General features: G+C 59.1%; 19 protein-coding genes and 3 pseudogenes. 11 read left to right on the forward strand and 11 right to left on the reverse strand.

The features are described 5' to 3' along the window. Positions 1–62 precede the first annotated feature (62 nt). Positions 63–1,226 carry an acyltransferase gene (locus tag LG047_RS08610; RefSeq protein ID WP_227966308.1) on the reverse strand — a complete coding sequence of 388 codons (1,164 nt, stop codon included), beginning with the start codon at positions 1,224–1,226 and terminating at the stop codon, positions 63–65. 195 nt (positions 1,227–1,421) lie between these two features. After that, a complete protein-coding gene (gene irrA / locus LG047_RS08615; RefSeq protein ID WP_227966309.1) occupies positions 1,422–1,901 on the reverse strand; it encodes an iron response transcriptional regulator IrrA in 480 nt (159 codons plus the stop codon). 134 nt (positions 1,902–2,035) lie between these two features. Here irrA and LG047_RS08620 point away from each other — a divergent pair, with 134 nt between their 5' ends. After that, positions 2,036–3,256, forward strand: coding sequence for a lytic murein transglycosylase (locus LG047_RS08620; RefSeq protein ID WP_227966310.1), 1,221 nt, complete (start codon positions 2,036–2,038; stop codon positions 3,254–3,256). Between the two features lie 3 nt (positions 3,257–3,259). On the opposite strand, the gene LG047_RS08625 is transcribed toward LG047_RS08620, so the two are convergent. After that, positions 3,260–3,781: a GNAT family N-acetyltransferase gene (locus LG047_RS08625; protein WP_227966311.1), complete on the reverse strand. Its 522-nt coding sequence runs from the start codon at positions 3,779–3,781 to the stop codon at positions 3,260–3,262. 416 nt (positions 3,782–4,197) lie between these two features. Here LG047_RS08625 and LG047_RS08630 point away from each other — a divergent pair, with 416 nt between their 5' ends. Further along, the gene (locus LG047_RS08630) at positions 4,198–5,769 is read left to right on the forward strand and encodes a 2-isopropylmalate synthase (RefSeq protein WP_227966312.1); all 1,572 of its coding nucleotides are present in this window, start codon (positions 4,198–4,200) and stop codon (positions 5,767–5,769) included. A gap of 992 nt (positions 5,770–6,761) precedes the next feature. Beyond that, positions 6,762–7,547 (forward strand): DUF4339 domain-containing protein, encoded by a 786-nt coding sequence (locus LG047_RS08635; protein ID WP_227966313.1) that lies wholly within the window; start codon positions 6,762–6,764, stop codon positions 7,545–7,547. Between the two features lie 305 nt (positions 7,548–7,852). On the opposite strand, the gene LG047_RS08640 is transcribed toward LG047_RS08635, so the two are convergent. Continuing rightward, positions 7,853–8,410: a nitroreductase family protein gene (locus LG047_RS08640; protein ID WP_227966314.1), complete on the reverse strand. Its 558-nt coding sequence runs from the start codon at positions 8,408–8,410 to the stop codon at positions 7,853–7,855. A gap of 76 nt (positions 8,411–8,486) precedes the next feature. On the opposite strand from LG047_RS08640, the gene LG047_RS08645 reads away from it, so the two are divergent. Further along, positions 8,487–8,744 (forward strand): hypothetical protein, encoded by a 258-nt coding sequence (locus tag LG047_RS08645; protein WP_227966315.1) that lies wholly within the window; start codon positions 8,487–8,489, stop codon positions 8,742–8,744. 184 nt (positions 8,745–8,928) lie between these two features. Further along, on the forward strand, positions 8,929–9,132 hold the full coding sequence (locus LG047_RS19735) for a hypothetical protein (protein ID WP_370635069.1): 204 nt from the start codon (positions 8,929–8,931) through the stop codon (positions 9,130–9,132). A gap of 487 nt (positions 9,133–9,619) precedes the next feature. Here the strand turns inward: LG047_RS19735 and LG047_RS19740 are convergent. The 5 genes and pseudogenes from LG047_RS19740 to LG047_RS08670 form a co-directional block, all read right to left on the reverse strand. After that, positions 9,620–9,757, reverse strand: a pseudogene (locus tag LG047_RS19740) (IS630 family transposase); the annotation flags it as partial. Positions 9,758–9,808: 51 nt separating this feature from the next. Continuing rightward, positions 9,809–10,510: a hypothetical protein gene (locus LG047_RS08655; protein ID WP_227966317.1), complete on the reverse strand. Its 702-nt coding sequence runs from the start codon at positions 10,508–10,510 to the stop codon at positions 9,809–9,811. An 86-nt stretch (positions 10,511–10,596) separates the two neighbouring features. Beyond that, entirely contained in the window at positions 10,597–11,790 is a 1,194-nt protein-coding gene (locus LG047_RS08660; protein WP_227966318.1) for an HlyD family secretion protein, read from the reverse strand. Positions 11,791–11,845: 55 nt separating this feature from the next. Continuing rightward, complete coding sequence (locus tag LG047_RS08665) at positions 11,846–13,435, reverse strand: efflux transporter outer membrane subunit (protein ID WP_227966319.1); 1,590 nt, start codon at positions 13,433–13,435, stop codon at positions 11,846–11,848. Then, positions 13,435–14,937: an MFS transporter gene (locus LG047_RS08670; protein ID WP_227966320.1), complete on the reverse strand. Its 1,503-nt coding sequence runs from the start codon at positions 14,935–14,937 to the stop codon at positions 13,435–13,437. The genes LG047_RS08665 and LG047_RS08670 overlap by 1 nt, the downstream gene beginning before the upstream one ends. A 543-nt stretch (positions 14,938–15,480) precedes the next feature. Here LG047_RS08670 and LG047_RS08675 point away from each other — a divergent pair. Beyond that, on the forward strand, positions 15,481–16,371 hold the full coding sequence (locus LG047_RS08675; protein ID WP_227966321.1) for a LysR substrate-binding domain-containing protein: 891 nt from the start codon (positions 15,481–15,483) through the stop codon (positions 16,369–16,371). 757 nt (positions 16,372–17,128) lie between these two features. Here LG047_RS08675 and LG047_RS08680 read toward each other — a convergent pair. Beyond that, on the reverse strand, positions 17,129–18,040 hold the full coding sequence (locus tag LG047_RS08680; protein WP_227966322.1) for a LysR family transcriptional regulator: 912 nt from the start codon (positions 18,038–18,040) through the stop codon (positions 17,129–17,131). A 291-nt stretch (positions 18,041–18,331) separates the two neighbouring features. On the opposite strand from LG047_RS08680, the gene ccrA reads away from it, so the two are divergent. The 4 genes and pseudogenes from ccrA (at position 18,332) to LG047_RS08700 (ending at position 24,593) form a co-directional block, all read left to right on the forward strand. Then, complete coding sequence (gene ccrA, locus LG047_RS08685) at positions 18,332–19,609, forward strand: crotonyl-CoA carboxylase/reductase (protein WP_227966323.1); 1,278 nt, start codon at positions 18,332–18,334, stop codon at positions 19,607–19,609. Between the two features lie 131 nt (positions 19,610–19,740). Then, a complete protein-coding gene (gene cysD, locus LG047_RS08690) occupies positions 19,741–20,643 on the forward strand; it encodes a sulfate adenylyltransferase subunit CysD (protein WP_227968460.1) in 903 nt (300 codons plus the stop codon). Between the two features lie 815 nt (positions 20,644–21,458). Next, a pseudogene (fdhF, locus tag LG047_RS08695) lies at positions 21,459–24,303 on the forward strand (formate dehydrogenase subunit alpha). Continuing rightward, positions 24,300–24,593: a formate dehydrogenase subunit delta gene (locus tag LG047_RS08700; RefSeq protein ID WP_051134219.1), complete on the forward strand. Its 294-nt coding sequence runs from the start codon at positions 24,300–24,302 to the stop codon at positions 24,591–24,593. Before fdhF ends, LG047_RS08700 begins: the two are co-directional and overlap by 4 nt. A gap of 198 nt (positions 24,594–24,791) precedes the next feature. On the opposite strand, the pseudogene LG047_RS08705 reads toward LG047_RS08700, so the two are convergent. Next, positions 24,792–25,516, reverse strand: a pseudogene (locus LG047_RS08705) (IS481 family transposase); the annotation flags it as partial. Positions 25,517–25,574: 58 nt separating this feature from the next. Here LG047_RS08705 and LG047_RS08710 point away from each other — a divergent pair. Then, positions 25,575–26,174 (forward strand): 2-oxo acid dehydrogenase subunit E2, encoded by a 600-nt coding sequence (locus LG047_RS08710; RefSeq protein ID WP_227968461.1) that lies wholly within the window; start codon positions 25,575–25,577, stop codon positions 26,172–26,174. Positions 26,175–26,226: the final 52 nt, after the last annotated feature.

Raw genomic sequence — 26,226 nt, forward strand, 5'->3', positions numbered from 1 at the left:
CGCATGGGAATTCAGGCGCCTGAGCGAGACGACCGCGGCGTCGACTCACTCCGCCGGCGCGCTCAATTGGGCGACGTTTCCCGCTGCGCGGCATGTGCCGCCGCGTCGGGCTGAAGCGTCTTTTGCGAAGGTCGTGACAGCCTCCCGGCGAGCCGTTTGCCAAGCGCGATCGAAGGCGCTTCGGCATAAACATGAATCGCAATCGCGACGCCGGTCACAAGCGCCAGCGCGGCGGGGAAGGCCACGAGATAAGGCAGACCGGCCGCCATCATGAGCCGCATGGCGACATAGCCCAGCAATGGATGGACGACATAGAGCGGATAGCTGATATCGGCGAGAAACTGGAACACCGGGTTCAACCTGACCCTGGCGCGGAAAAAATAGAACGGGAGAAAAATCAGCAGGCCCCAGAAAAACGCGAGACCATACACCGCGCCAAGCGCCGGCGCCGACGACAGAGGGACGGCGGCGGCGAAGCAGCCGAGCAGGAAAGCGACGCCGAAGGCGGTCTGCCGGTCGCTGATGAATTTGCGATAATGCGCATAAAGGACGGAACCGATCAGCATGTAGATGATGAACGCCGCCTCCCATGTGAAACGCGAAATGAAGCCCAGACGGCCCCAGCAGGCGGCGACGTCGCTGCTTTCGCAGCCGGAAATCGCAAACCAGTAGCCCGCGACCACGCCGGCGCCCCAGAGCAGGACGCGCGACAGCGACCCCTTGCGCAGCGACGCGTGAAACAACGGCGCGAGCAGATAGAATTTCACCTCGATTTGCAGCGTCCACATCACCGAGATGATGTCGAGCCGCCCGAAGAAATCCGCAATGAGAAAAGTGTTGGCGAAATAATCGACGACGGTATGCGTGACCGGCTTCGACCAGTAGGCCGCGGAAATGTAGGTCGCGGCGACGCCGATCGCGAGCGCCGCCCAATAGGTTGGGAAGATGCGCAGCAGACGTTTCAGCAGATAGCCGGGCACGCTGGCGCCGTCGAGCGAGAGCGGAATCACGAAGCCGCTGATGAGAAAGAAAACGGCCACCCCTATGCCGGGAAGATTGAAAATCGAATAGAGCGAGTCGATTACGGCGGGAAAAGCGACGGGCTGGATCGGCTCGCCCATCGTGATCCCGGCGACGACCTGGGGCGCCTGGAGGTAAAGCACGATGAAGTGTCCGAAAACGACCGTTGGAGCCGCAAGGCCGCGCAGGACATCAGCGAAAGCCAATCTTTCGGGGGTCGACTGAGCACGGATCGTCAAAACGCCCCCTGTGAACAAAGCGCGGCAGCAGAGTTCGACGGGATGACCAGAAAAATCAGGCCTTGTCAAAGCCCGAACGTGACATTTTCGGAAAGCGCGATTGTCACGAGGCGGCTCCCTCATGGAGCCGGCGGTTGCGGCGCAGTTCGAGCGATCCCGCGCTCAGCCCTTTTTGGGACGGATGCGGATGATGACGTCGCAGCCGACGATCTCCATTCCCTCCGGCGGCGCCGGCAGGCGTGCGAATTCGATGGAGCCGTCGGCCACGTCGAACATGCGGCCCGTCGCCTCGTCCATGAAGTGGTGATGCGGCGAGGTGCGCGTATGGAAATAGGTGCGCGGGCCCTGAACGGCGATCTCGCGCAGCAGGCCAGCCTCGGCGAATTGATTGAGCGTGTTGTAGACGGTCGAGAGCGACATTGTCAGCCCGGCCTCGCGGGCCTCGGCGTGAAGCGCCTCCGCGCTGACGTGACGATCGCCCTTGCCGAACAGCAGCCGGCTCAGCGCCAGTCGCTGAACCGTTGGACGAAGGCCGGCGCTGCGCAGCCTGGTCTTGTGATCAGCCGGTTTTTCGACGCCGGCAGGCTGTTCGCGCAGGCGCAGCGAGTTATTGAAACTCGTGGTCAGAGGCTGATGTGTCATTCGGGCCGACAGCGATTTTTCTCGCTTCCCTGAAATTGTGCAGTTGCTATGAACAGTAGACGGCAGCGCTTCGCCCCTGTCAAACGAAATGGCCGAAGATGTAATATTTCCAAAGAAGCGCGTTGGGGGGAGACATGATGAAGCAAGCTGACGCCGCGCCCGCGACTACGCCCGACCGCCGACTTTTGCTGCGCGCGGCGGCTCTCGGCGTCTGCGCCGCGATCCTCCCCATTTGGCCGGCCCGGGCGGCGGATTTCGCAGGATTTCTCGAAGGTTTGTGGCCCTCCGCCCAGGCGGCCGGCGTCTCGCGCGAGACCTTCGACGCCGCAATTTCCGGCCTGACGCCCGAAACAGCCGTGCTCGCAAAGCCCAAGGCGCAGGCCGAATTCACCATCTCGATCCCCGCCTATCTGGCCGGGACCGTGACGAATAGCCGCGTCGCGCGCGGGCGCTCGGTCGCCGCCGAGCTTGCCGGCCCCCTGCGCCGGGCCAGCGCCCGCCATGGCGTTCAGCCCGAGATCATCGTCGCGATACTTGGCGTCGAGAGCAATTTCGGGACGGCGACGGGCGCCGCCGACGCGCTGCGCGTGCTGGCGACGCTCGCCTGGAAGGGTCATCGCGCCGAAACCTTCATCGAGGAATTCGTCGCCGCGCTGGTGATGCTGGAGAAGGGCTACGCGACGCGCGGCCAGCTTCGCGGCTCCTGGGCGGGCGCGATGGGCCAGCCGCAGTTCATGCCCTCCGCCTATCTGAAATACGCCGAGAGCGACGACGGATCGAGCGCGCCGGACATCTGGCGCTCGCACGCCGACGCAGTCGCCTCCATCGCCAATTTTCTGGCGAAATCCGGCTGGGTCGCGGGACTCCCGGCGGTGGTCGAGGCGCGGTTGCCGGAGAATTTCGACTACGCGGCGTTCGATCTCGACTTCGGGCGCTGGCGGGCGTTGGGCGTCACCCGCGCCGACGGCGACGCGCTGCCCACCGGCGGCGCGGCCAGCCTTTACCTCCCCGCGGGCGCGGCCGGCCCCGCCTTTATCATCAGCGACAATTTCGAGGCGATCAGGCAGTACAACACCTCCGACGCCTATGCCGTGTCGGTGGCGCTGCTGGCCGAGCGCATCGCCGGACGGGAGATTCCGCTCACCCCCTGGCCAAAGGTCGCGCCGCTCTCGACCGCGGAAGTGAAGTCGATGCAGCAGCTTCTCGCCCAGCGCGGGCTCTATCACGGGACGCTGGACGGCAAGCTGGGGCGCACGAGCCGCAACGCCGTGCACGCCTTCCAGCTCAGCGAAGGGATTCAGCCCGCCGACGGTTTTGCGACCAGGGAAGTGCTGGCTCGGCTGAAGGGGCGCTGAGTCTCAGCGAACCGGCGCCGAAACGAAGCCGAAGGCGACGCGGGTGAGCATGTCGGAGCCGAAACGCTCTTCGGCCCGCCGTACGGTCTGGCCGCCGAGCCTGCGATAGAAATGGAGCGCCTTGTCATTATCGGCGAGCGCCCAGACGATCGTCGACAGATAGCCGTGTTCGGCAAGCTCCCGCCGCGCGGCGTTGAACAGCCGCCGTCCGAAACCGAGACCCTGGTGTTGAGGCGCGAGATAAAGCTCGAACACCTCTCCCGAATAGGGCATCGACGGCACGCGGTTGCGGCCATAGGTCGAATAGCCGACGATCTGGCTGTCGTAATCCAGCACCAGCAGGCCGGTGCCGCGCACGATCGCCGAATGCCACCAGCTCGGGCCGCGCCGCGCAATCATCCGCTCCAGCTCGACGCCGGGGATCACGCCGCGATAGGCGTCGCGCCAGGAAGCGTCGTGGACGCGCGCGATTTCCTCGGCGTCGCCGGGACGGGCGTGGCGAATGGAGACGGCGGTTTTGACCATGGGCGAATGTTAGGGCTCAATTCGCGGATTCGGCAAGAGGCGGATTTGGCCGGAAAGAAAAAAATAAGACCCCGCCGAGTGAACTTTTCTTAATCATTCGAAAGCGCTGCCGATGTGACGACTGGTCCTTGCCACCTGCCGCCCATTTGCTTTATTCTGCCGCGTCTCGGCCGTGCGGCCGTCAATGCGAGGACAATCGCCCGTGGCCGTTATCGCCGCCACATATGGAGCCGGAACGACGCGCGCCAGAACGCGTGGCGCGATTTGCGTCGCCGCAGCCCCGCGCCGTCTCGCCGACCTGCTGCTTCTTCGTCGCCCCTGATCGCCCGCAGGGCTCCCGCCCAGGCCGTCAGGGGATGCGACGCGACCACGACAGGAGCCCGCAAACGGGCGCAGCAGAGCAGGAACTTATCGAGATGACCAATCAAAACGTCAAAGGCGCTCAGACTGGCGAGCGCGTCATGATTTTCGACACCACCCTGCGCGACGGCGAGCAGTCGCCCGGCGCCTCGATGACCTTCGAGGAGAAGCTGGAGGTCGCAGATCTGCTGGACCATCTGGGCGTCGACATTATCGAGGCCGGCTTTCCGATCGCCAGCCCGGGCGATTTCGACAGTGTGTGCGAAGTGGCGCGGCGCGTGAAGAACGCTTCCGTCGCGGGTCTGGCGCGCGCTTCCGAAAAAGACATCGACCGCTGCGCCGAGGCTCTGCGCGAGGCCAAGCGTCCACGCATCCACACCTTCATCTCCACCTCGCCCGTGCACATGAAATACAAGCTCCAGATGGAGCCCGAGCGGGTGCTGGAGCTGATCGCCTCGTCCGTGACCCGCGCGCGCAACCACGTGGCGGACGTCGAATGGTCGGCCGAGGACGGCACGCGCACGGAAATCGACTTCCTGTGCCGCTGCGTCGAAATCGCCATCAACGCCGGCGCGACGACGATCAATATTCCCGACACGGTTGGCTACATCACGCCGGCGGAATATGAGCAGCTGTTCCGCACCGTGCGGGAGCGCGTGCCCAATTCCGACAAGGCGATATTCTCGGTCCATTGCCACGACGATCTGGGTCTGGCGGTCGCGAATTCGCTGGCCGGCGTTCGCGGCGGCGCGCGGCAGATCGAATGCACGATCAACGGCATCGGCGAGCGCGCGGGCAACGCCGCGCTCGAGGAAGTCGTGATGGCGATGAAAACCCGCCACGACGCCCTGCCCTACTACACCAACATCGACGCGAAGCTGCTGACGCGCGCCTCGAAGCTGGTGTCGGCGGTCACGAGCTTCCCGGTGCCATACAACAAGGCGATCGTCGGCCGAAACGCCTTTGCGCATGAGAGCGGCATCCATCAGGACGGCATGCTCAAGAACGCGCACACCTATGAAATCATGACGCCAGAGAGCGTCGGCGTGTCCAAGACCTCGCTGGTAATGGGCAAGCATTCCGGCCGCCACGCCTTCCGCGAGAAGCTGAAGGAACTGGGCTATGACCTCGGCGAAAACGCCCTGCAAGATGCGTTCAACCGTTTCAAGGATTTGGCCGACCGCAAGAAATTCGTCTACGATGAAGACCTGATCGCGCTGGTCGACGACGAGATCGTCAACGCCCATGACCACATCAAGGTTCTGGCGTTGATGGTGATGGCCGGCACACATGGTCCGCAGTCGGCGGCGCTGACGCTCGACATCGACGGCGACAAGGTCACGCATCAGGCGACCGGCAACGGCCCGGTGGACGCGATCTTCAACGCCATCAAGGCGCTGGCGCCGCATGAGGCGACGCTGGAGCTCTATCAGGTCCACGCCGTCACCGAAGGCACGGACGCGCAGGCCGAGGTTTCGGTGCGGCTCTCCGAGGACGGCAAATCGGTGACCGGCCGTGGCGCGGACCCCGACACGCTGGTCGCGTCGGCCCGCGCCTATGTCTCCGCGCTCAACAAGCTGATGGTGAAGCGCGGTCGCGCGAAGCCGGAGGCGATGCAGGCCGTCTGAGGCCACTGCGTTACTTGAATTCGCAGACTATTTTAACTGAAAGCCCGGCCACGACGGTCGGGCTTTTTGCGTCGAAAGGCAATTGAAAGACGCAAAGTCCGGCGCGTCGCGGATCGGCGCCTGTCCGGCCCGCGCGCCCAGGAGAAAAAAGGCCGCTGACAATCAGCGGCCCAAGTCAAGGGAGGAATTGCCCAAGGAGAGCAATGATTCAAAGGGACGATCAATAAGTGGCGGAATTGTGATCCCGTGGCGGTATTTGGTCTTCAAACAACCAACCTGTTGCCTATATGCAACATCTTCTTCGATCTACGCGCAAATATCGAAGAAGACGACATCGTTCTTGATCGCATCCATTTCTTGTTTTGCTTGGGATGGTTGACGCGCGATCTGGCTGACCGCGACAAACGAATGAATCTAACCACGCAAATTAGCGGACCCGCCGCCCGGACAGATCACGTTCGATCGAACCGAGCATGGCACCATCACAGCGGCGGGCAACCCCATCACCCTCTCGGCTCACTCCCCTCGTCAATAAGTGCGCAAATCCTTTTGTCGACATGGCGGCGTCACTTCAGCCCGCTCTGCACAGACCCGTACAGTTTTGCATTGGCATGACCTGAAGTCTCCGGATCAGAGATTTTTGAGGGCCGATTTACTCCTGGATGGCCTGCACAATTTTGCGACGCCGATCGTGCGGCGGCGCATCATCTGCGCTGACGGTTTTGCTGTCGGAGATTTTGCCGCGCCGGGAATGTGGCAAAGAAGGTCAACATGCGGCCATTGATCGAACTCAATCAATGACGCCCCGAACGCCCCGCCCCCGCGGCGACACGCGCCAGGGGATCGGCGGCGCGGCTTTGCCACATGACGCAAACAGAGTTAAGAATCGTTGCGCATTCTTTGACGCGACCAGGTCTGATGCGGTGCTAATTCCGGCCCGCGCCGCCCCGCGGGCCCCCAATACGTCTCGAGCCGCCACACGGAGCCGTACCATGCAGCATGAACAGCTAAAGCGTATTGGAGGTCGCGCGCTTGAAACCTCAAAGAAATTATTGGCGATAGCGTTATATATCTGGGTGTTGCTGACGCTTTTTGCTCTTCATAAAGCTCTCCTGCTTGGAGAGAGCAACCTTGGATATCATATCGGCTTCGCGTTCCTCAATGCGCTCGCTCTCGCGAAGGTCGTGTTTGTCGGACAGGAGTTGCGCATCGGCGATAAATTGAGAAACAGGCCGCTGATCGTGCCGATACTTTTCAAAGCCGCGATTTTTGCCGGGTTGCTATTTTTCTTTCGCGTCATCGAGGAAACCGTTCTCGACATGTGGCACGGCAAGAGCGCGGCGCAAGGCGTAGCCGCCTTCTTCTCGACGCTAGGGGGCGCAAAACTTACTGGCACCGTACTTGTTTGCACCATTATGTTTGTCGCATTGATCCCGTTTTTTGCCTATCTCGAAATAGAACAAGTCATAGGAGCACAAAAGCTGCGCTCGATCTTGTTCGGAGGCCAAAGAGAGAAACGCGCCCGGACACAGGATGAAGACGTCGCCGCTGCGCCGCTTTCCCAGCCGCACGAGGCAACGCCACAAGTCGAGGACGGCGCGTCTGCGGGCGTCTGGTATTATGAACAAGCGGGTTCTGTCGTCGGTCCGATCACATGGCGCGAAATGCAGGCGCTCCTGAAATCGCGAGAGATCGACGGCGACACTCTCATTTACAATACATCGACAGGGGAGCAATGGCAGAGACTGCAGGACACATTTCTCGATCGCAGGGTCTGATATGCGTTACTGATCCTTTAAAAGACGCGTGCAACGCAATCTGCAGATGGCCTGTTAACGATCGTTCCGACAATCGCCGCCTTTTCCGGGACATTTCGGCCTTCTCTGTCGCCCCGACCATGTCCCACGTTGCGGAAGACGACTGGCGCCCCTGCATTAAATCGAATTTTTCGAGCCTGCGTCTTCAGGCATCGTTACCGGGTATCGTCATTTACTGACCAAAATATCGAAATAGGCTTTGAGAACCGCCGTCTTATCAATCCTCATCCGCCTCTGAGGCCATGATCTTGGATGGGCAGGATTCACTATCCAATCCAACGAAGCCGAGGCGGCTTGCGCGGCGAGTCGGGGGCAGACACGCGCGGGTAACCGACGACGATCGGCGCAAATGGCGTTTCAGTCTCGGGAAGACCAATCATCTGCTTTCCTTCCCGCGTCGAGAGAAAAGGTTGCGAAAGGCCGATCCAGCAAGTCCCCAGGCCACAAGCGTGCGCGGCAATCATGAGATTCTCCGCAGCAAGCGCGCAATCCTCTGCAATCCAGGGCCCCTTTGCTTCAGCCGCAACGACGATCAGCGCTGGCGCATGATAGAAAACATGGAAATTCGGATCGGCGAGCTTCTCGTATAGTTGCTCGGGTAGTTCGAGCGGCCGCGTATTCGTCATGAACGCCTTGGCGGCGTCAGAGATCTTGTCGAGCAACACGCGGTCTCGCACCACCAGAAACGACCAAGGTTGACGATTCACGGCGCTCGGCGCCTGGGTCGCGGCATCTATGAGCGCCATGATCTTCTCCCTCGAAGGCGCCTCGGGCAAGAAATCTCGAATGGAGCGGCGGGTAGAGATTGCTTCGAGCACGTCCATGATCAACTCCTGAATCAGCCTTTTGCAAGCGCCAGAGTAGCCGCGCGCGCCCGTACTCTGCAATGGATCGACAAGGGTGGAAGACCGGCTGTTCGAATTGTCGATCGGTGGAACCCCTGCTGAAGTCGCCAGCCGTCAAGAAACCGCCAGCCATGCCGGCGGATATGGCGTGGGCGACTGCCTTTTTCCATGCCGATCAACTCCACCCATTTTCAAACTGCCCCTCTTTCCGGGCGGGATCATGAGCGAAAACCGCCCGCTGCCTGGCATGGATACTGGAGTCGCGCGACGAAAGGCCGTAGGCGCCGTCAATGATGCGCGGCTTTTTGCATGACGAGGCTCGCTACAGGAAATGCTGTCTCGGCGACCGTTACCTCACGGGTGGTCTCGCGCGCCACGGTAGCGACGGATATTTCTGGTTCGTCCGACGCGCCCACTCCGTCATCAAATGATCAGGCCGTCTGATCGGCGCGTTCGAGGTGGAGAGCGGGCTGATAGAGCATCCCGCGGCGGCGGAGGTGGCCGCTATCGGCGAGCCAGACGCGATCGCCGGCGAGAGCGTCAACGCCTTCTTCGCCTTTGAGCTTGGTTTCAAAGCGGGTGAAGCGATGCGCAAGACGCTGCTCGACCATGCACGCTGGTGTCTCGACGCCGTCGTCCAAGGAAACTGGGTTCCGCACAAATCTGTCCAATACGCGCGAAGCCTTTCTGCCGACAGGTGACATTTCGACGCCGGAAAGCGACAAGCTATGAGCCAGAAGGTCCATCTCGATCAGCTCATTTGCTCTATCTACTGAGGGCGATGATCCACATCGAGCGATGCGAGGCGAAATGCTTCACGTAGCATCAAGCGCAGTAGAAGCAAGGCTTCCGCCATCTCTGCGACGGCGAGGAGGCCGTTTCTGGGGTGTGCCGGAGACGTTGACGCCGAATGACGCCGTCGTCGAAAATCGAAAGAACGCCATCGAGGTCGCAGTCTTACAAAATACGCCCTCTCTGAAGCAAGAATTCCGGAAGGCGAGCGCGAGCCTGTCGAGACTGTGCTGGCGTTGATTGTGTCTCCCAGCGGCCCGCGGACAGACTGCAAATATCGGCGACAACATGTGTCGCAATGAGTTCAGCAACGCTTAAAAAATACGCCCCACGCGGCAATTTACGGAGCTCTGAACTTGCCTCTCCCACTTTTACCGTTACTAGAGCGGATTCTTCTCAAAGCGGCTCATGACCTGCAATGGCGAGTAAGTTTGCGCATTCTCGTGGCGTGGACTGGTTGAGAAAACCGCCGATCCTGCTCCACAAGGCGTCGACATTGCGTTCAGCGGCTTTGCGCAGGAGCGCCTTCAGCTTTCGGCAGGAGATGCGCTTCGCATCGGAAATCAAGGACCACCATTGGCGTTATCAAAATCTCGGCGGCGGTTGCGAATGTGGCTCTGGATCAACCCATTCTTCCGACTCGATCGCATAGGAAATGTTTTTCTCTGCGAGGAACTCGGTTACGCGCTGCTCGATCTCGTCTCTCAGCGGGAAGTCAGGTCTGTAGCGCAGGCGTCGCCAGGGAAGAATGGGCGGCTCCAACGTGATCGCGATGATGTATTCTTCTTTGCGCTCATCCACGTCGATGCCGCCGCTATGCGCGATGGCGACCCAGACCGGCGAGAAAGCTTTTTCCCGAACCCAGAAACCCCAGCCGTAATCTTCGCCGATCGGCTTGCTCAATGAAATGGGAGTGTCCTCATGCGCGGCAATGAAACGTCTTAGTTCGTCAGCCAGAATGCGACCGCGATGACCGTGAATATTTTCCGCGCCGCTCGGATCGTCGACATAGCGATCGGTTTTGGCTCGTATTATGCGCCCGGCTTTCGCATCGCGGGACATGACCAGGGCAAGCCGGACGTTGGCCACGGAGATTAGTATGGCGATAAGGACGAAGGGAGCGAGAAGCTCCTCTTCGGGCACAAATTCGTACATCGCGAGCGATGGATTGAGTGCGGCCGACAGGCCCGTCAGAATTCCCAGCGGAACGAGCAGGATCAGCGCGGCAAGCACCGGCCCGGAAAGCAGGCCGAGCAGGATATTCTGAAGGTATTTCTTCCGCTCCATTCAGCTTACTCCGACGCCTGCAAAATAACGATCGGACCGGACACCCCGTGCGTTCCGCTCAAGGCAAAGCGTGGCGCCGCCGCAACTCATTTTTCGGCGACGACGCAGGGCTCGGCGCCGGTCGCCGCGCCGAGCAAATTCTCCTTGATCACGGCGTCGGCGCGCGCCCGCGCTTCGGCCAAATCCTTGTCGAATACCTCCGTCGTATATTCGCTGGTCGCCGTCTTGACGATCGAATCGTTTGGCGACACGGGCGTACTGTTCACATCGATCGATGTGATTGTCGAAAGCCCCGGGCGCAACGGCCGATTTTTGAGTTCCTCCGGATCGATCGCAATTCGAACGGGGATACGCTGCACGATGCGGATAAAATTTCCGGTCGCATTGTCCGGCGGCAGTGTGGCAAAAACACTGCCGGAGCCGGGCACTACCCCTTCCACGGTGCCGTGATAGACCTCCTTGCCACCGTATAAATCGACGATGATTTCCACCTTTTGTCCTGGCCGGATTCTCTCGAGACGGTTCTCCCAGAGGTTGGCCTCGACCCAGAGATGGTCGAGCGGGACAATATTCATGATCTGATCGCCGGGCTTCACGCGGAAGCCGACCTGCACGCGTCGCTTGGCGACATAGCCCGTCACCGGCGCGCGAATGTTCTGGCGTAGCGTCTCGACATATGCGTCATTGAAACGCGCCTTCGCCGCCTCGATATCGGGATGTCTTACGCGCGTCGCATTGACGAGTCGCGCGTCGAACGCCTCCAGCTCCGAACGCGTCTCGCGCAGATCAGCTTCCTGCGCCGCGAGCTGGTCCTCGGTGTTCTGAAGAATTTGGCGCGACGCCGCGCCGCTCGGCGCAGCCGAACGATAACGGGCGAGATCGTGCCGCGTCCTTTCGCGTATTGCCGTACGGGAGGCGAGCTTCTGGCATACCTGCTGCCGATTAGCGAAGAGCGCGCCGACGGCGCGCACGGCGCGGCCGAGCTCTGCCTCGGCTTGACCCAGCGCGGCGCGGGCGCGCTGGGCGTCGAGCCGAACCAGCACATCGCCCTTTTTTACGAACTGCGTTTCTTCGACATTCACAGAGGCGACGACGCCCGTGGCGTCGGCCATCACCGGAATAATGTTTCCAGTAACAAAGGCGTTGTCGGTCGTGACGCGATCACGATCATAAGTGAGCCATTTGAACAGCGCGAGGAACGCCGCGATCGCAATCCCCAGGAAGACGACCTTGAGAAGAAACGACCGCCTCGCACGAATGCTTTTTCTCGACAGAGACATCGGCTGATTACCCCACCGGTTGCCGCATGAAAAATATCTCCCGCGTGATCTCGCCTCAGCCGCCTGTCAACGACTGGATTCCTTCGACGACCGGAGTAATCGGATCGGTCTCGGGCGCGGGCTTCGGATAATCGGGCGCCGGCCCATTTGCAAAGCCGCCGCCGAGCGCCTGATAGAGATCGACAGCGGCGATGAGACGATCGCCTTCGAGTCCGCGCAGGGAAAAGATCGCATCGAGCAGATCGGCGCTTTCCTGCAGGATTTCTCGCCGGTCGCGCAGGCCGTCGCGCAGCCGCACCTTCGACAACGCAAGTTCGGTTCGACGCGCTTGAACGAAGCGGCTTTGCGAGTCAAATTCCGACCGCGCACGCCTGAGATTGGCGATCGCGTCGGCGACCTGCTGCGCGGCCTGCAGCAGCGTGTCGTTATAGGCATCGACCGCCTGATCATATTCCGCGCGCTGTATTTCAAGATTGCCGCTCAGGCGGCCGCCTTGGAAAACGGGCAATCGAATGGACGAAGCGGCGACATAGCCGAGCGCGGAAGGATTGAAGAGATAGCCTGAGAGCTTACTGATCTTCGTCGAGGTGACGGAGGCCTCGAAGCCGCCTCCAAGCGCAAGATCGATGGAGGGCAGGAACAAAGTTTTCGCGGCGTGGATGCGCGCCGCCCAAGCCTCGGCCCGAGCGAGCGAGGCCGCCAGATCCGGGCGCCGCCTCAATAATTCGATCGGGAGAGATTTCGGCAGCGCGGGTTGTGCTGGCGCTATGTTGCCACCCCCTTTGAAAACGGCGAGACCCGCGTCAGGCCCTTCGCCCATCAGCCGCGCAAGCGCATCCCGCTGCAGCGTGATCGCCGCCCTGACGGTCGCCTCGCGCCGGACGGCGGCCTCTTCATTGGTGCGGGCGATCTGAACGCCATCGAGCGTATCGAGGCCGGTCCGGTATCGTGTATCGGCAAGCGCGCGCAGCTCTCGGCGCATCCTCACCAACGTGGACGCGAGGCCCAATTGCTGTGTCAACGCGTAGCCGCGCAAATATGCTCTCGCGACTCCCGTCGTAAGCAGAAGCCGGCTTTGTTCGGTTTCGCCCGCTTGCGCCGCAGCCTCACCGATCGCGGCGTCGAGGAGCGCGCGATTTTTATGCCAGAAATCCAGCTCCCATGTCAGTGCGAGGGGATTGAGGAAGGCCATGGTCTTTTCCAGGCCGCCCTGTTCCGGATTGTAGGAAGCGACGACGCCATTCTGAGGAATGCGCGACTGTCGCGTACCGAAAAGCGAATTGATTTCCGGCAGGAGGCGCGCGCCGGAAATCCGAATGGCGGCGTCGGCCTCTCGCAGGGCGTCTTGCGCCTTTCGGTAGTTCTGATTGTCGGCCAAAGCCTTGTCGATGATCGCGTCGAGCTCGGCGCTGCGAAAGGCGCGCCACCATTCCTCGCGAGGCCAGGCCTTTTCGCCTTCGACAACTGGAAGTCCCGATTGCGATAGAGTGCGGGTCATTTTCGGCTGCTCGATGAATTGCGAGCGTTCAACCCGGTTGGTGGGCATGCAAGATGCAAGCAAAATGCAGGAGCATGCAGCGACACTGACGCGAGTGGCCTGCCCCAGTTTTGCTGGCAGCCAATGAATTATACGAATGAGAAGCATCAATGCTCCGCCATCGTCTGACCGGGCGGTGACGCCAGGGCGCCAACCGGTTTTGAGGAAGGTTTCTGGAGTTTCGCAAACCAGACGATGACGCCAAGAAGGAACATGATGAAGGCGCCGAGCAAAAATGCATCATCCATGGCGAGAATGCTCGCTTGTTGACGAATGGAGCGCGCAATCACACGACGAGTGACCGATTCGGAAACTCCCAACGACTGCAACTGTTGGGTCAATGCGGCCAACGTGTCGAGCGAGGCAAAGCGGCGCCCGCCGAGATATTCGGATAGATTGAGCTGATGCCAAGGCGTCCGACGAAAGTAGATTACGCTCTGGAACGCGATGCCGAAGGCTCCGCCGACGAGTCGAAACAACAGGAACTCTTCAGCCGCCCGCTTATAGAGCGGGCCCGACAACCCGTAAGTAGCGAGAGTCGATGTCGGCGCGGAGAGCGCTGCGACACAAAAGCCCAGGAAAACAACAGGTATGGTAAGCGTGTCATATGAGGCGTTCTTGTCGAAGAGCCCGATCCAGGTGAGCACGACAGACGAGCATATGCACATTAAGCAGATCACGAAACGCACATCGAGCTTTTTCGAAAGCTCGTACATAAAGCCCGCAAGCGGCAGTCCCGCGACCATCATCGCGAGGTAGATGTGGCCTACGAGCGAAGACGTGTAGCCGAGCAGGAGCTGCATCTGCACCGAGAGCAGCGACATCAGCCCCTGTATTACGAGAAAGCCGAGGAAGCCGCTGAGCACGCCAATGGCGTAACTCGAGCGCGAAAAAAGCCGGACATCTACGATCGGGTTACGTTCGCCCCATTCCCAGATGATGAAGAGGGGCAGGGAGAATAACACGGTAAGCAATGCGAGCGACAAAAGCGGAGAGCCAAACCAATCGAAATCATTACCCAGGCTCAACATCATCTGCGAAGCGATCAAGGTGATCACGAGCAGCACATAGCCCACGAGGTCGAAACGCACGATCTTGCGCTCGAATTCGCGACCATAAAGCAACGCGCCAATGATCGCCGAGATGACAAACCCCAGCGTGGCGTTGGCGTAGAAGAGCCAACGCCAGGAAAAATACTCGGCCCAGAAACCGCCAAGAAAGACCGCCAGGGTATAAGGCAATATGCCGAGCGCGGCCCAATAGCCGAGTCCGATTTTGTATTGTCTTTCCGGCAATTCGCCGAGCGCCGCCGACTGACTGACGACCGCGAGAAAGCCGCCAAACACTCCAAAAACAAATCGCGTTGGGGCATACATGAAAACGCTATCGCTCGAGACGCAAATCAGCGAGGTGATCGCGTAGCAGAGATAGCCGTAAGTCAACACGCGATATTCGCCGAAGCGACCGGAAAGAACCCTCGCGAGCGGCACGCCTAGCGCTACGCCAATAAGATAAAAAGTAGTTCCCCAGGCGCCGAAACTCGGCGTAACGCCTTCAAGCGATCCCGCCGAGTATGGCGTCAGCACGCTATGGCCGGAGACATTCGACAATACGTCGACGTATCCGATCCCCAGCGTGACGAGAAACAGAAGCAGCTTGCCGCCGATCAGCCTGTCGAATGACGCTTTCATGCTGCCCGCAATCTGCGACGCAACGACTTGCTGATCGCCGCTGGATCTATGGCCGCGAACGAAACTCGTCGTACGCTTCGATCAGATAAGAGATTCACTTTCGCCCGGGGGTGCCGCTTTTGACCGCTTCGACTGGTAGCAGAAAGTCTGACGCGCAACAAATTCAAAAAGACAAACATAACTTTGCTTTTTTCGATACGTTCGCGCCTCCATGCGCGCCTTGACACATCAGCTTCGAAATTACGTTTCGAGAGCTCTGTCTGATGAAAGCCCCTGTCTTCCTGCACCGGTGGCATACGATTCACTCCGGTTAGATCGCAATGGAAGGCGATATCGGATTCTGGCTCGAGCCATCGCTGTCACATTTATTTAAAAAACCGAACGCCAGCTTCGCAAATGCGAAATAGCCGCTCCCATGCCTGCAATGTATGAGATTCGAGAAACAAATGACAGGCTTTCATATTGGACCGGCTTAACTACCAACACCTGTATTACTTCTGGATGGTCGCTAAAACAGGGTCGATCAGGAACGCCTGTGAAATTTTGCGGCTCGCACAGCCCACCATCAGCGGCCAACTGACCCTGTTCGAGAAGGCGATCGGCTCAAAGGTGTTCAGGAAGGAGGGCCGGAAACTCGTTCTGACCGAGAACGGTTGGCTCGTCTTCAGTTATGCGGATCAAATTTTCAGCATCGGTGACGAACTGACAAAATGGCTGGAAGGCGTGTCGGCGGAACAGAGCCGCACCCTCAAGATCGGCGTCTGCCAAGGCATCGACATGTCGATCGCGCTCCAGTTGCTGTCGCCAGCGCTAGACGGTCTGCATTCTCCGGCTTTTTATTGCGCCAGCGGCGATGCGGAACGCATGATACAGGATTTGCGACTGCGCACCTACGATCTCGCGATCTTGACCACTCTCCCGCCATCCTCGGAATCAAAAAACATATTTAGGCACTTGCTTTCAACCCTGGAAATATCGCTGTTCGGCCCAGCATACAAAGTAAAAAGCTATAGAAAGGGTTTCCCGCGGTCACTTCATCGCGCGCCGTTCGTGCTACCAATTCAGCAGAGCTCGTTACGACAATCGCTGGATCATTGGTTCGAAACTCACGGAATTGAACCAGAAATCAAGTCCGAAATCGGGGACAGCGAACTACGAAAGAGCGTCGCCGCGAGTTACGAGGCATTTACTTTTGCGCCGACCGATGCTCAGCAGGAAGTCCAACAACGGTATGAACTCGAATTTTTTGGCGCGATCCACGGCGTCGAGGAGAAAATTTTTGCGGTGACCGTTCAGAGGAAAATAAGGAATCCCGCCATCGCCCGGATTCTGGGGATTATTGACGCCGTTTAGGGTGTAATATCACTGGTCAGCGAGCCGTGATACAAGCGCTCGCGGTGCAACTTTCTGAAGCAACGCCGGTCTTTTTGACTTCAGATGCGCGCGTCGAAATCGAGTGCCTGGCGCGCTCCAGCAAGACGGAACACCGAGCCCGTCTGAAGGCGTAAATTGCGCTGACGGCCGCCGGTGGCGCGGCGATGCGGGCGCGATCGGCTGAACGATTGGCACGGAGTCGAAGTGGTGTGCGCTGTACGATGGACCGTATCGCCGACTTTTCGTAGCCGAGGATACGGGGAACCGAAGCAAAAAACGGGGTCGAGACGAACAGTCGCATGTTGGCGACGCTCGATTTCTAGAGTGGCGAAGTTGTCGGTCGCTATTATAAAAGACGCAGGCGCACCGAGGTTATCAGCTTCATGAACCAGCTCGTCACCATGTTTCGAGGCGGGAGATCAATCTGATCCTCGACAATCTCCCAGCCAATAAGGCAAAGATACGATATGTTTTTGAAGCGGCACAGGAACGGGCATCCCGATTAAACGCCGACCTATGGCTCTCGGCTCGATCCGTTCGAAATCCGCCTCTCGATTCTTGCCGGGAAGTTCTTCGTCGGAGCCTCCTTAACCAGCGCCGAAAAACTCATCTTTCCCCTAGACGCTTTCGTTGCTGATTACAAACAAGCCGGCAACCCCTTTGTCTGAATAAACTCCGAGGCTCTCCTGAAACGGATCAACCCAGGTTTCGAGCTTCGGTTATTCCGGGTCTTGATTTACTTCATCGACGATCGCCGCCGCTCGGCCCCGAGAAGTTCTGTCAGCAGCGGGTTCTCGAAGCGGCTGTTTCGGGTAATGGCGTAGAATGACTCCTTTATCTGCTCAATGCGAACGAGCTCGACGAGCGCGCCGGACGCGAGTTCGTCCTTAACCACGACCGGCGGCGCCAGTGTCACGCTATGGCTTTCCCTGACGATCAGACGCAGCATCGCCATGTCGTCGACTTCTGCGAGCACGATTGGTTCTATGCCCGCTTCTTCGATGATGCGGTCGAACGCCATCCTGATCGCTTCTCCGCGCCCGGGCAAAACAATCGGCACTCTTGTGAGATCGTTCGGAAAATTAAAAATTTCACCTTTACCTCTCGCTTTTTTCAATAACTCGGGATGCCCGATGATGCTGACCGGCTGTTCGGCGATGAGCAGGTTCTGCCATTCCGAATTCAGATCCATGGTCGCCGGCTGATTGGCGAGAACAAGATCGAGCACATGGGTTTCCAGCAGGTTCAGAAGCTCTCCGAACGCTCCCGACTTCACGACCAGTTCTACGTCTTTGCGGTCGATCAGCGGCTTGAGAAACTCGATCTGGAAGTTGCGGGAGAGCGTCGCCACAGATCCAATGCGCATCCGACGATGGCCAAGACTCAAATTCTTGAACGTGCTCAGGAGCTCGTCGCCGGACTTGAAGACAATCTTGGCGTAGTCGAAGGCGATGCGCCCCGCTTCGGTGAGGCGCAGCGAGCGGCCATCACGCTCGAAAAGCGGCTGACCGAGTTGCTCTTCCAGGGCCTTCAGTTGGACCGACAGCGAAGAGGGCGATACGTTCAGCAATTTTGCCGCTCGCGTCAGTCCGCCTTCATTTGCTATCGCCCAGAAGTATCGGAGGTGATGATAGTTTAAAAAGCTCATAAATCATTCTGTGGATCGGGACGACTGGCCCCATCAAGGGAAATTTTTCGTTCCCGCGGCGTCGACTGTCGCGCTATCGATTCGAAAACGCCGGGGTCGCGGAATTTGAAAACCGCTTTCGCCTCTTCTACCCGTTTCCTCCCCTGTGATTGCGTCAAGCGATCCACCATCGTGCTCCTGCGCCGGCTTGACTTCCTCCGTTCGTATTTTCCGAAGGGTTCATTCTTAACTTCGAATTTCTCACAGACGACAGGTTTTTATAGTCTTTTCGGGCAATTGGATCAAGGAGAAATGATGCTGAAGGATCTCTATGAAATTGGTGAAATCCCTCCGCTTGGACATGTCCCGAAGAGCATGTACGCTTGGGCGATCCGCCGTGAGCGCCAGGGCCCCCCGGACAAGGCGATGCAGCTGGAGGTCGTGCCGACATGGGAACTCGACAGCCACGACGTGCTGGTTCTCGTGATGGCGGCCGGCGTCAACTACAATGGCGTCTGGGCATCGCTCGGTGAACCGGTGTCGATGTTCGACGTCCACAAGCAACCCTTCCACATCTGCGGCTCCGACGCCTCGGGCATCGTCTGGGCCGTCGGCTCCAAGGTGAAGCGCTGGAAGGTCGGCGACGAGGTCATCGTCCATTGCAATCAGGACGACGGCGACGACGAGGAGTGCAACGGCGGCGACCCGATGTTCTCGCCCTCGCAGCGCATCTGGGGCTATGAGACCCCGGACGGCTCCTTCGCCCAGTTCTGCCGCGCGCAGGACCGCCAGCTTCTGCCGCGCCCCAAGCACCTCTCCTGGGAAGAGGCCGCCTGCTACACGCTGACGCTGGCCACTGCCTATCGCATGCTCTTCGGCCATGAGCCGCACGAGCTGAAGCCCGGCCACAATGTCCTTGTCTGGGGCGCCTCGGGCGGCCTCGGCGTCTTCGCCGTGCAGCTTTGCGCGGCCTCCGGCGCCAACGCCATCGGCGTCATCTCCGACGAGTCGAAGCGCGATTATGTCATGTCGCTTGGCGCGAAGGGCGTGATCAACCGAAAGGACTTCAAGTGCTGGGGCCAGCTCCCCAAGGTCAATTCGCCGGACTTCCACGAATGGACAAAGGAAGCGCGCAGGTTCGGCAAGGCGATCTGGGACATCACCGGCAAGAAGGACATCGACATCGTCTTCGAGCATCCGGGCGAGTCGACCTTCCCGGTGTCCTGCCTCGTCGCCAAGCGCGGCGGCATGGTGGTGTTCTGCGCCGGCACGACGGGCTTCAACCTCACCTTCGACGCGCGCTATGTGTGGATGCGCCAGAAGCGCATCCAGGGCTCGCATTTCGCGCATCTGAAGCAGGCGGCGGCGGCGAACCAGATGGTGATCGATCGCCGCATCGACCCCTGCATGTCGGAAGTGCTCGCCTGGGACAAGATCCCCGAAGCGCACATGAAGATGTGGCGCAACGAACATGCGCCGGGCAACATGGCCGTGCTCGTCATGTCGCCGGAGCCGGGACTGCGCACCGTCGAGGACGTAATCAGGTCTCAAAAGACAAACGCTGCAGGCTGCCTGGAATACGCTCGGTGATTTTCCTGCAAGCGATCGAGGCGGGAGCTGGGGTAAGTCAATTTTGGCGTATCCCAGCGTGCCGGACTCGTTTCATTTGCTACGCGAGGCATCTGTGGCGTCGGGTTCCATAATCATGAGACATGATGGCCATGCGCAGCGTTGCTCATCTTGAATGGCTGGAATCAGAGTCTATCCACGTCATCCGCGAAGCAACGGCGGAAGCTGAACGACCCGTTATGCTCTTTTCGGCCGGGAAAGATTCTACCGTTCTTGCGCATCTCGCGCTTCGCGCCTTTTATCCAGGAAAGCCGCCATTTGCGCTGCTTCATATCGATTCGACTTGGGAATTCCGCTCTCTTCTTGAGTTTCGCGACGCCTTTGCACGTGAAAATGGCTTTTCACTGGTCGTTCATGCGAATGAGGAAGGGCGCGTCCAGGGCATCAACCCGTTCGACTATGGCGATCGATACACAATGGTAATGAGAACAGAACCCTTGAAGGAGGCTCTCAATCGAGGCGGGTATGATGTGATTTTCGGAGGCGCGCGGCGCGATGAGGAAAAATCCAGGGCAAAAGAACGCATCGTTTCAGTGAGGAACACTGGGCACGTCTGGGATCCACGTCAACAACGCCCTGAGTTTTGGCGACAATATAACTTGCGGCTTAGTAAAGGGCAGTCTGCCCGTGTGTTTCCACTTTCCAACTGGACGGAAAACGACATCTGGAGCTATTCCCTCTTGCGCAAGATCAATCTTGCGCCCCTCTATTTTGCCTCGCCCAGGCCAGTTGTTGAACGCAATGGAGCGTTCATCGTGGTCGACGATGAACTGAAAATGCGCTTTCAACCGGGAGATAAAATTGAGATGAAAACCGTTCGCTTCCGGACACTCGGGTGCTGGCCGGTCACTGGAGCTATCGAGTCGACGGCGAAGGACATTGACGCGGTTCTCGAAGAAACTCTTGCGGCAAAAATGTCAGAGCGGCAGGGACGAATCAGTGATGGGGAAGACGGTGGTTCGCTAGAGCAAAAAAAGCGTGAAGGCTATTTCTGACAACACCGCTAATTATTTATCGGCCAAGGCGAAACCGCGGGTTTGATCACACGAACCGCTCAAGGCGGTTGGGTTGGGGCGCCGAAGGTAACCGATTTATTCACCGCCGAGTGGAGCCGCGTCGCCTCATCGTCAAAGGCTTCGCTGATCCAAGCATGGATCCTCTTGTTGCTGTTTGCGGAGATATTTCCGGATCGAATTGTCATTCCGACCGATTGTCGACGCCAGATGTTTGCGCTCAGGAATACCGGGGCGCGACATCGCGTTTGCGGTCCGGGCAAATGGTTTGGGTTCTTGCCACTGATATATCCGGCAATCAGCGGCGCCGGATATTTCGACGCTATGGTGATCATCATTTGGGCATGGATTGACCCCAGATGCCGTTCCTCGTTTTCGCCTCGTGATCAATAGACTATCTCTCCAGTCATGAAGTCTCGGGGCCAGCTCAGATCTTCCCCGCGAATTACAAATATCGCTGATGATTTTGCCAAAATGGAAGGGAATCTTCCATAATTCGAAATTGAGAGATATGCGAGTGTGACTAAATATCCTTCTGTTGTGATCTCTGCGGCGATTGAAGGCCTGACCTCATGATTCCTACAACGAACGGCGTGGATCAGGACTTCACGCTTCTCGTGTCGCATGAAGTCTTGAACACGCGGCTCCCTACGAGAGGCTAATCAGTTGCATGAAATCAGCAGGTTGAGTCCGCGACAGATCGAACTAACTGAACAGGAAGGAGAGCCCGCGCGTTTCCATAGGGGCTTGCCTCCCGGAAAAGTAAGAAGAGCATCTTTGTCTTTGTGAGGTGGCAAATGTGGTCTGAACTGCGGGGATTGAAGGACGAGATTGATTTTGGCACACCGCCGCGAGATGGGCCACTCGTGACCCTCGAAATCGATGGGGTGGCGGTTAGCGTTCCTGCTGGAAGCTCCGTCATGCTCGCGGCAGTGAAGGCCGGCCGGCCGATCCCTAAACTCTGCGCAACCGATATGCTCAATGCCTTCGGCAGTTGCCGCGTGTGTCTTGTCGAGGTCGAAGGCCGTAGCGGATACCCGGCTAGCTGCACCACTCCCGCAGTCGAGGGCATGAAGGTCAGGACGCAGACCGAGACGTTGAGGCGTCTGCGCAAGGGCGTTTTGGAGCTCTACCTCTCTGATTTCCCCGAGAGTGAACTTGAGGGTGGTTGGAGCGAGCTCCATGAATCGCTGAAAGCAGAAGGGGTGGAAACCCATCCGTACGGTGGCGGCAAGAACCATTTTGACGCACCCGTCGACCAGTCGAACCCTTATTTCCTGTTTGACCCAGCCAAATGCATTGTCTGTAGCCGTTGCGTTCGCGCGTGCGCCGAGGTTCAGGGAACCTTCGCGATCACCATCGCGGGAAGAGGCTTCGAGTCGAAAGTCGTCGCCGGTCAGGAGCAGCCTTTCTTCGAATCCGAATGCGTCTCTTGCGGCGCCTGCGTGCAGGCTTGCCCCAGTCATGCTCTCGTGGAAAAGAGCCTTTTCGAAGGAGAATATGTGCATGCCGAACCCGTTGAAGCCTGAGAAATCGGTCGTCACGACCTGCGCCTACTGCGGCGTCGGCTGCGGATTCAAGGCCGAGACGCGCCGCGACAAAATCGTGCGCATGATCCCGTGGAAGGAAGGCAAGGCCAACCACGGCCATAGCTGCATCAAGGGGCGCTTCGCCTACGATTATTACAACTCGCCCGACCGTGTGCGCACGCCGATGATCCGCGCCTCGATCGACGATCCATGGACGCCCGTGAGCTGGGACGAGGCCTTTGCCTATGCCGCGAAGGAGATCAAGCGCATCCAGGCGAAATATGGCGTGAAGTCGGTCGGCGCCGTCTCCAGCTCGCGCTGTACTAACGAGGAAATTTTTCTCACGCAGAAATTCGCGCGTGCGGTGCTCGGCAACAACAACATCGACAACTGCGCCCGCATCTGCCACTCGCCGACACAGTTCGGCCTGACGAACACCGTCGGCGCGGGCGCTGCGAGCCAGCACTTCGATTCGATTCTGCAGGCCGACGTCATCATGGTCGTCGGCGCCAATCCGACGGAAGGCCACCCGGTCTTCGGCTCGCTGATGAAGCGCCGCATCCGTCAAGGCGCGAAACTCATTGTCATCGACCCGCGTAAAACCGAGACCGTCGAATCCGCGCATATCAAGGCCGATGTGCATCTCGCGATCCGGCCCGGCACGAATGTCGCGGTCCTCGACAGCATCGCGCATGTCATCGTGCGCGAGAAGCTCTACAACGAAGCCTTCGTTCAGGCGCGTTGCGAGGTGAACGAGTTCGAGAACTGGAAGGCTCTAGTCGGCTCGGACAAATATTCGCCCGACGCCATCGGCCGACTCGCGGGCGTCGATTCCGAAGACATCCGCAAGGCGGCGCGCATCTATGCAGGCGGCCCGAACAGCGCGATCTATTACGGGCTCGGCGTCACCGAACATTCGCAGGGTTCGACGGGCGTGATGTGCCTTGGCAATCTCGGCCTTTCCTGCGGCATGCTTGGCCGCGAGGGCGTCGGCGTGAACCCGCTGCGCGGCCAGGGCAATGTGCAGGGCGGAAGCTGTCTTGGCAGCTGGCCGCATGTGTTCAGCGGCTATCGCTTCGTTACGGATTACGCCACCCGCTCGAGCTTCGAAGCCGAATGGGGCGTGCCGCTCGACGCGGAGCCCGGCCTGCGCCTGCCCAACATGCTCGACGCCGCGGTCGCGGGATCGTTCAAGGGCATATACATCATGGGCGAAGACCCTGTGCAGAGCGACCCGAACCAGCACCACGTCATTGCCGCGATGAAGAACATGGAGTGCGTCGTGCTCCACGATCTTTTCCTCAACGAGACCTCGAAATACGCCCATGTCTTCTTCCCCGGCTCTTCGTCGCTGGAGAAGGACGGCACCTTCACCAATGCGGAACGCCGCGTCTCGCGCGTACGCAAGGTGATCGAGCCGCTCGCCGGCCTTCAGGACTGGGAGATCACGGTGAAGCTCATGAACGCCATGGGCTACAACGTCTCCTATTCCAACCCTGGCGAGGTTCTCGACGAGATTGCGCGGCTCTCGCCGAACTATCGTGGCATAAGCTTCGCGCTCATCGACCGCATCGGCTCGGCGCAATGGCCTTGTAACGAGGAGGCGCCCGAGGGCACGGAGGTCCTGCACCGCGAGAAGTTCCCGCGCGCCAACGGGCTCGGCACATTCATGCTCACCGAATATGTGCCGACGGCCGAGCGCACGAACGACAAATATCCGCTGCTGCTCACCACCGGCCGCATCCTGACGCAGTATAATGTCGGCACGCAGACCCGTCGCACGCCGAACTCGCTGTGGCATCCCGAGGATGTGCTGGAACTCAATGAACAGGATGCGATTTCGCGTGGCGTCAGGGACGGAGACTGGGTGAAGCTCTCGAGCCGCTTCGGCCAGACCGAATTGCGCGCGAAGATCTCGGAGCGCGTCAATCCAGGGGTCGTCTACACGACCTTCCACCACGCCAAATCCAAGGCCAACTCGGTCACGTCTGATCTCTCGGACTGGGCGACGAATTGCCCGGAATATAAGGTCACCGCGGTGGATGTCGTGCGCACAAACGGCCCCGAGCAGGACGCGGAGCCGGGTTCGAAAGCGCTGGAGGCCGCCGAATGAGCATGACGCATCAAGAGGCGGAGGGCGCCATTCCGGTGATGGCGCTCGACCGGATCGCGGCGATGGCCAACCAGATCGGCGACTTCTTCGCGCCCTATCCGCCGGAGCGGCGGGCGGAAGGGATTCGCAACCATCTGCGCACCTACTGGGACCCGCGAATGCGCGAGGAACTGCTGGCGCTGATCGATGCCGGCGGCGCGGGGCTCGCGCCGCATGTCATCGAGGGGGCAAAGTTGCTCCGCGAAGAAGCGCACGCCAAGCCAGGCTATTACGGGCCGCCGAAGGCTTGACCGAAGCTTTTGATTGGGGGGAGATTATCAACTTCGCCATTAACGCCGACGCCGCGAATAGAAATGGCGGGCGCTCGCACGCCTTTTCTTGCTTATGCGCGATGTTTCGAGCCTTCATGATGGAATTTGAGCGTGGATCTTGTGGTCGGCCTGCGACTCGATCCATTTGAATGACCGATCCGATTGGCGAGAATTGGCGAGATGCTTTCGCAACTCGGACTGCGTTTCATAGAAGTAGCGCTTGACCGTCGCGTCCTTGATCGTGCGGTTCATGCGCTCGATCTTGCCATTCGTGCAAGGATGCTTGGACTTGGTCAGTCGATGGTCGTTATCGGCGCGGGCGCAGCCGAACTCGAAAGCATCCGCCCTGAAGGTCCGCCCTTCCGCCAGAATCGGTGAAGCGCGTTCCATTATCGTTGAGCACCGCGTGGATATTATAGGGAACGGCTTGTATCAGTGCGAACAGAACGTCGGCGACTATTCTTGTCGCGGCCTTCTCATGCAACTTGACGAAGGCGAATTTCGACGTGCGATCGATCGCCACGAACATCTAGAGCTTGCCTTCGGCCGTGCGCACTTCGGCGATCGTGAGACGCCGTGGAGCTGAAGGCAGCGATGCAACGATGACCGAGGCAGGTGCGGGATTGTCTCCTGACGGGCGTACAGGCAGTCGTATAAAGGCAACAGCTGTGACGGCGGAAGGTGACGATGATCCCCTCTTCTTCGATCGTCAGACCCATGGGTTTGGGGTCTTTCGGTCCCGTGCGCTCGTCGTAAACCAACGTCCGCCCCTTCCACCTGGCGATGGTCTTCGTGTTGACGCCGTACCGCCTGGCGAGGGCCCTCAGGCTCTCTTGACTATGCTGTATCGCTCGACGCACCGCCTCTGTCGTGCGGGCGCTTCCATGGAGAAGCTGGCCCATAGCGCACTGAGAAGCTGGCCCATAGCGCACTCTTCCAATCGCTGGAAATGATTGCACCATCAAATCCTGGGATCAGACATATAACTTCGGCGACGAAGGCGCCGAAACCGTCATCGAGATCATCTATTCTCCACAAGCATCTTTGGTCGGATTTGGTGGGATTATGACGCGCCCACGGGTTTCGGACGATCTGGTTACCGGTCGCGAAATCGTTATTATGGGCCTTGCCAGGGACCATCGAGTGACCGACGATCATATAGTAGGCTTATATTTAGCCAGAACCGCGCCTCTCTTGCAGGAAGCGGAAAAGATTATCACGGACACAGAAGTCAGGGAGTCCACTCTTGACTTGATCGACGACCTCACGCCGGAAGCCGATCTGGCGTCGGCAATGGATACGGCCACCACAAGAGACGCCTTCGACGTCGATTCAACTGATTTTGCGAACCTCATCGTTCTAATTCACAATCACGTAGAAATCGGTATTCCAGACGTCGACTACAAAAGATCGTTTACTTTTGGAAGAGCAATCGCCCACACAAGACAGGCTTGCGCGGACGAATCGAAGAGTTCGATCGCACGAAGAAACTCTCAATTACAATTCCCCTCGGCGAAGGCCCTTCCCAACTTGCGTGGCGCAGAGGTAAATCTCTTGTGAAAATTCAGACAAAATCGATTCGACCTTCGATAGTGCTCTTGCCGCAACAGGT

It is taken from the genome of Methylocystis sp. WRRC1, assembly GCF_020733155.1.
Taxonomy (GTDB): domain Bacteria; phylum Pseudomonadota; class Alphaproteobacteria; order Rhizobiales; family Beijerinckiaceae; genus Methylocystis.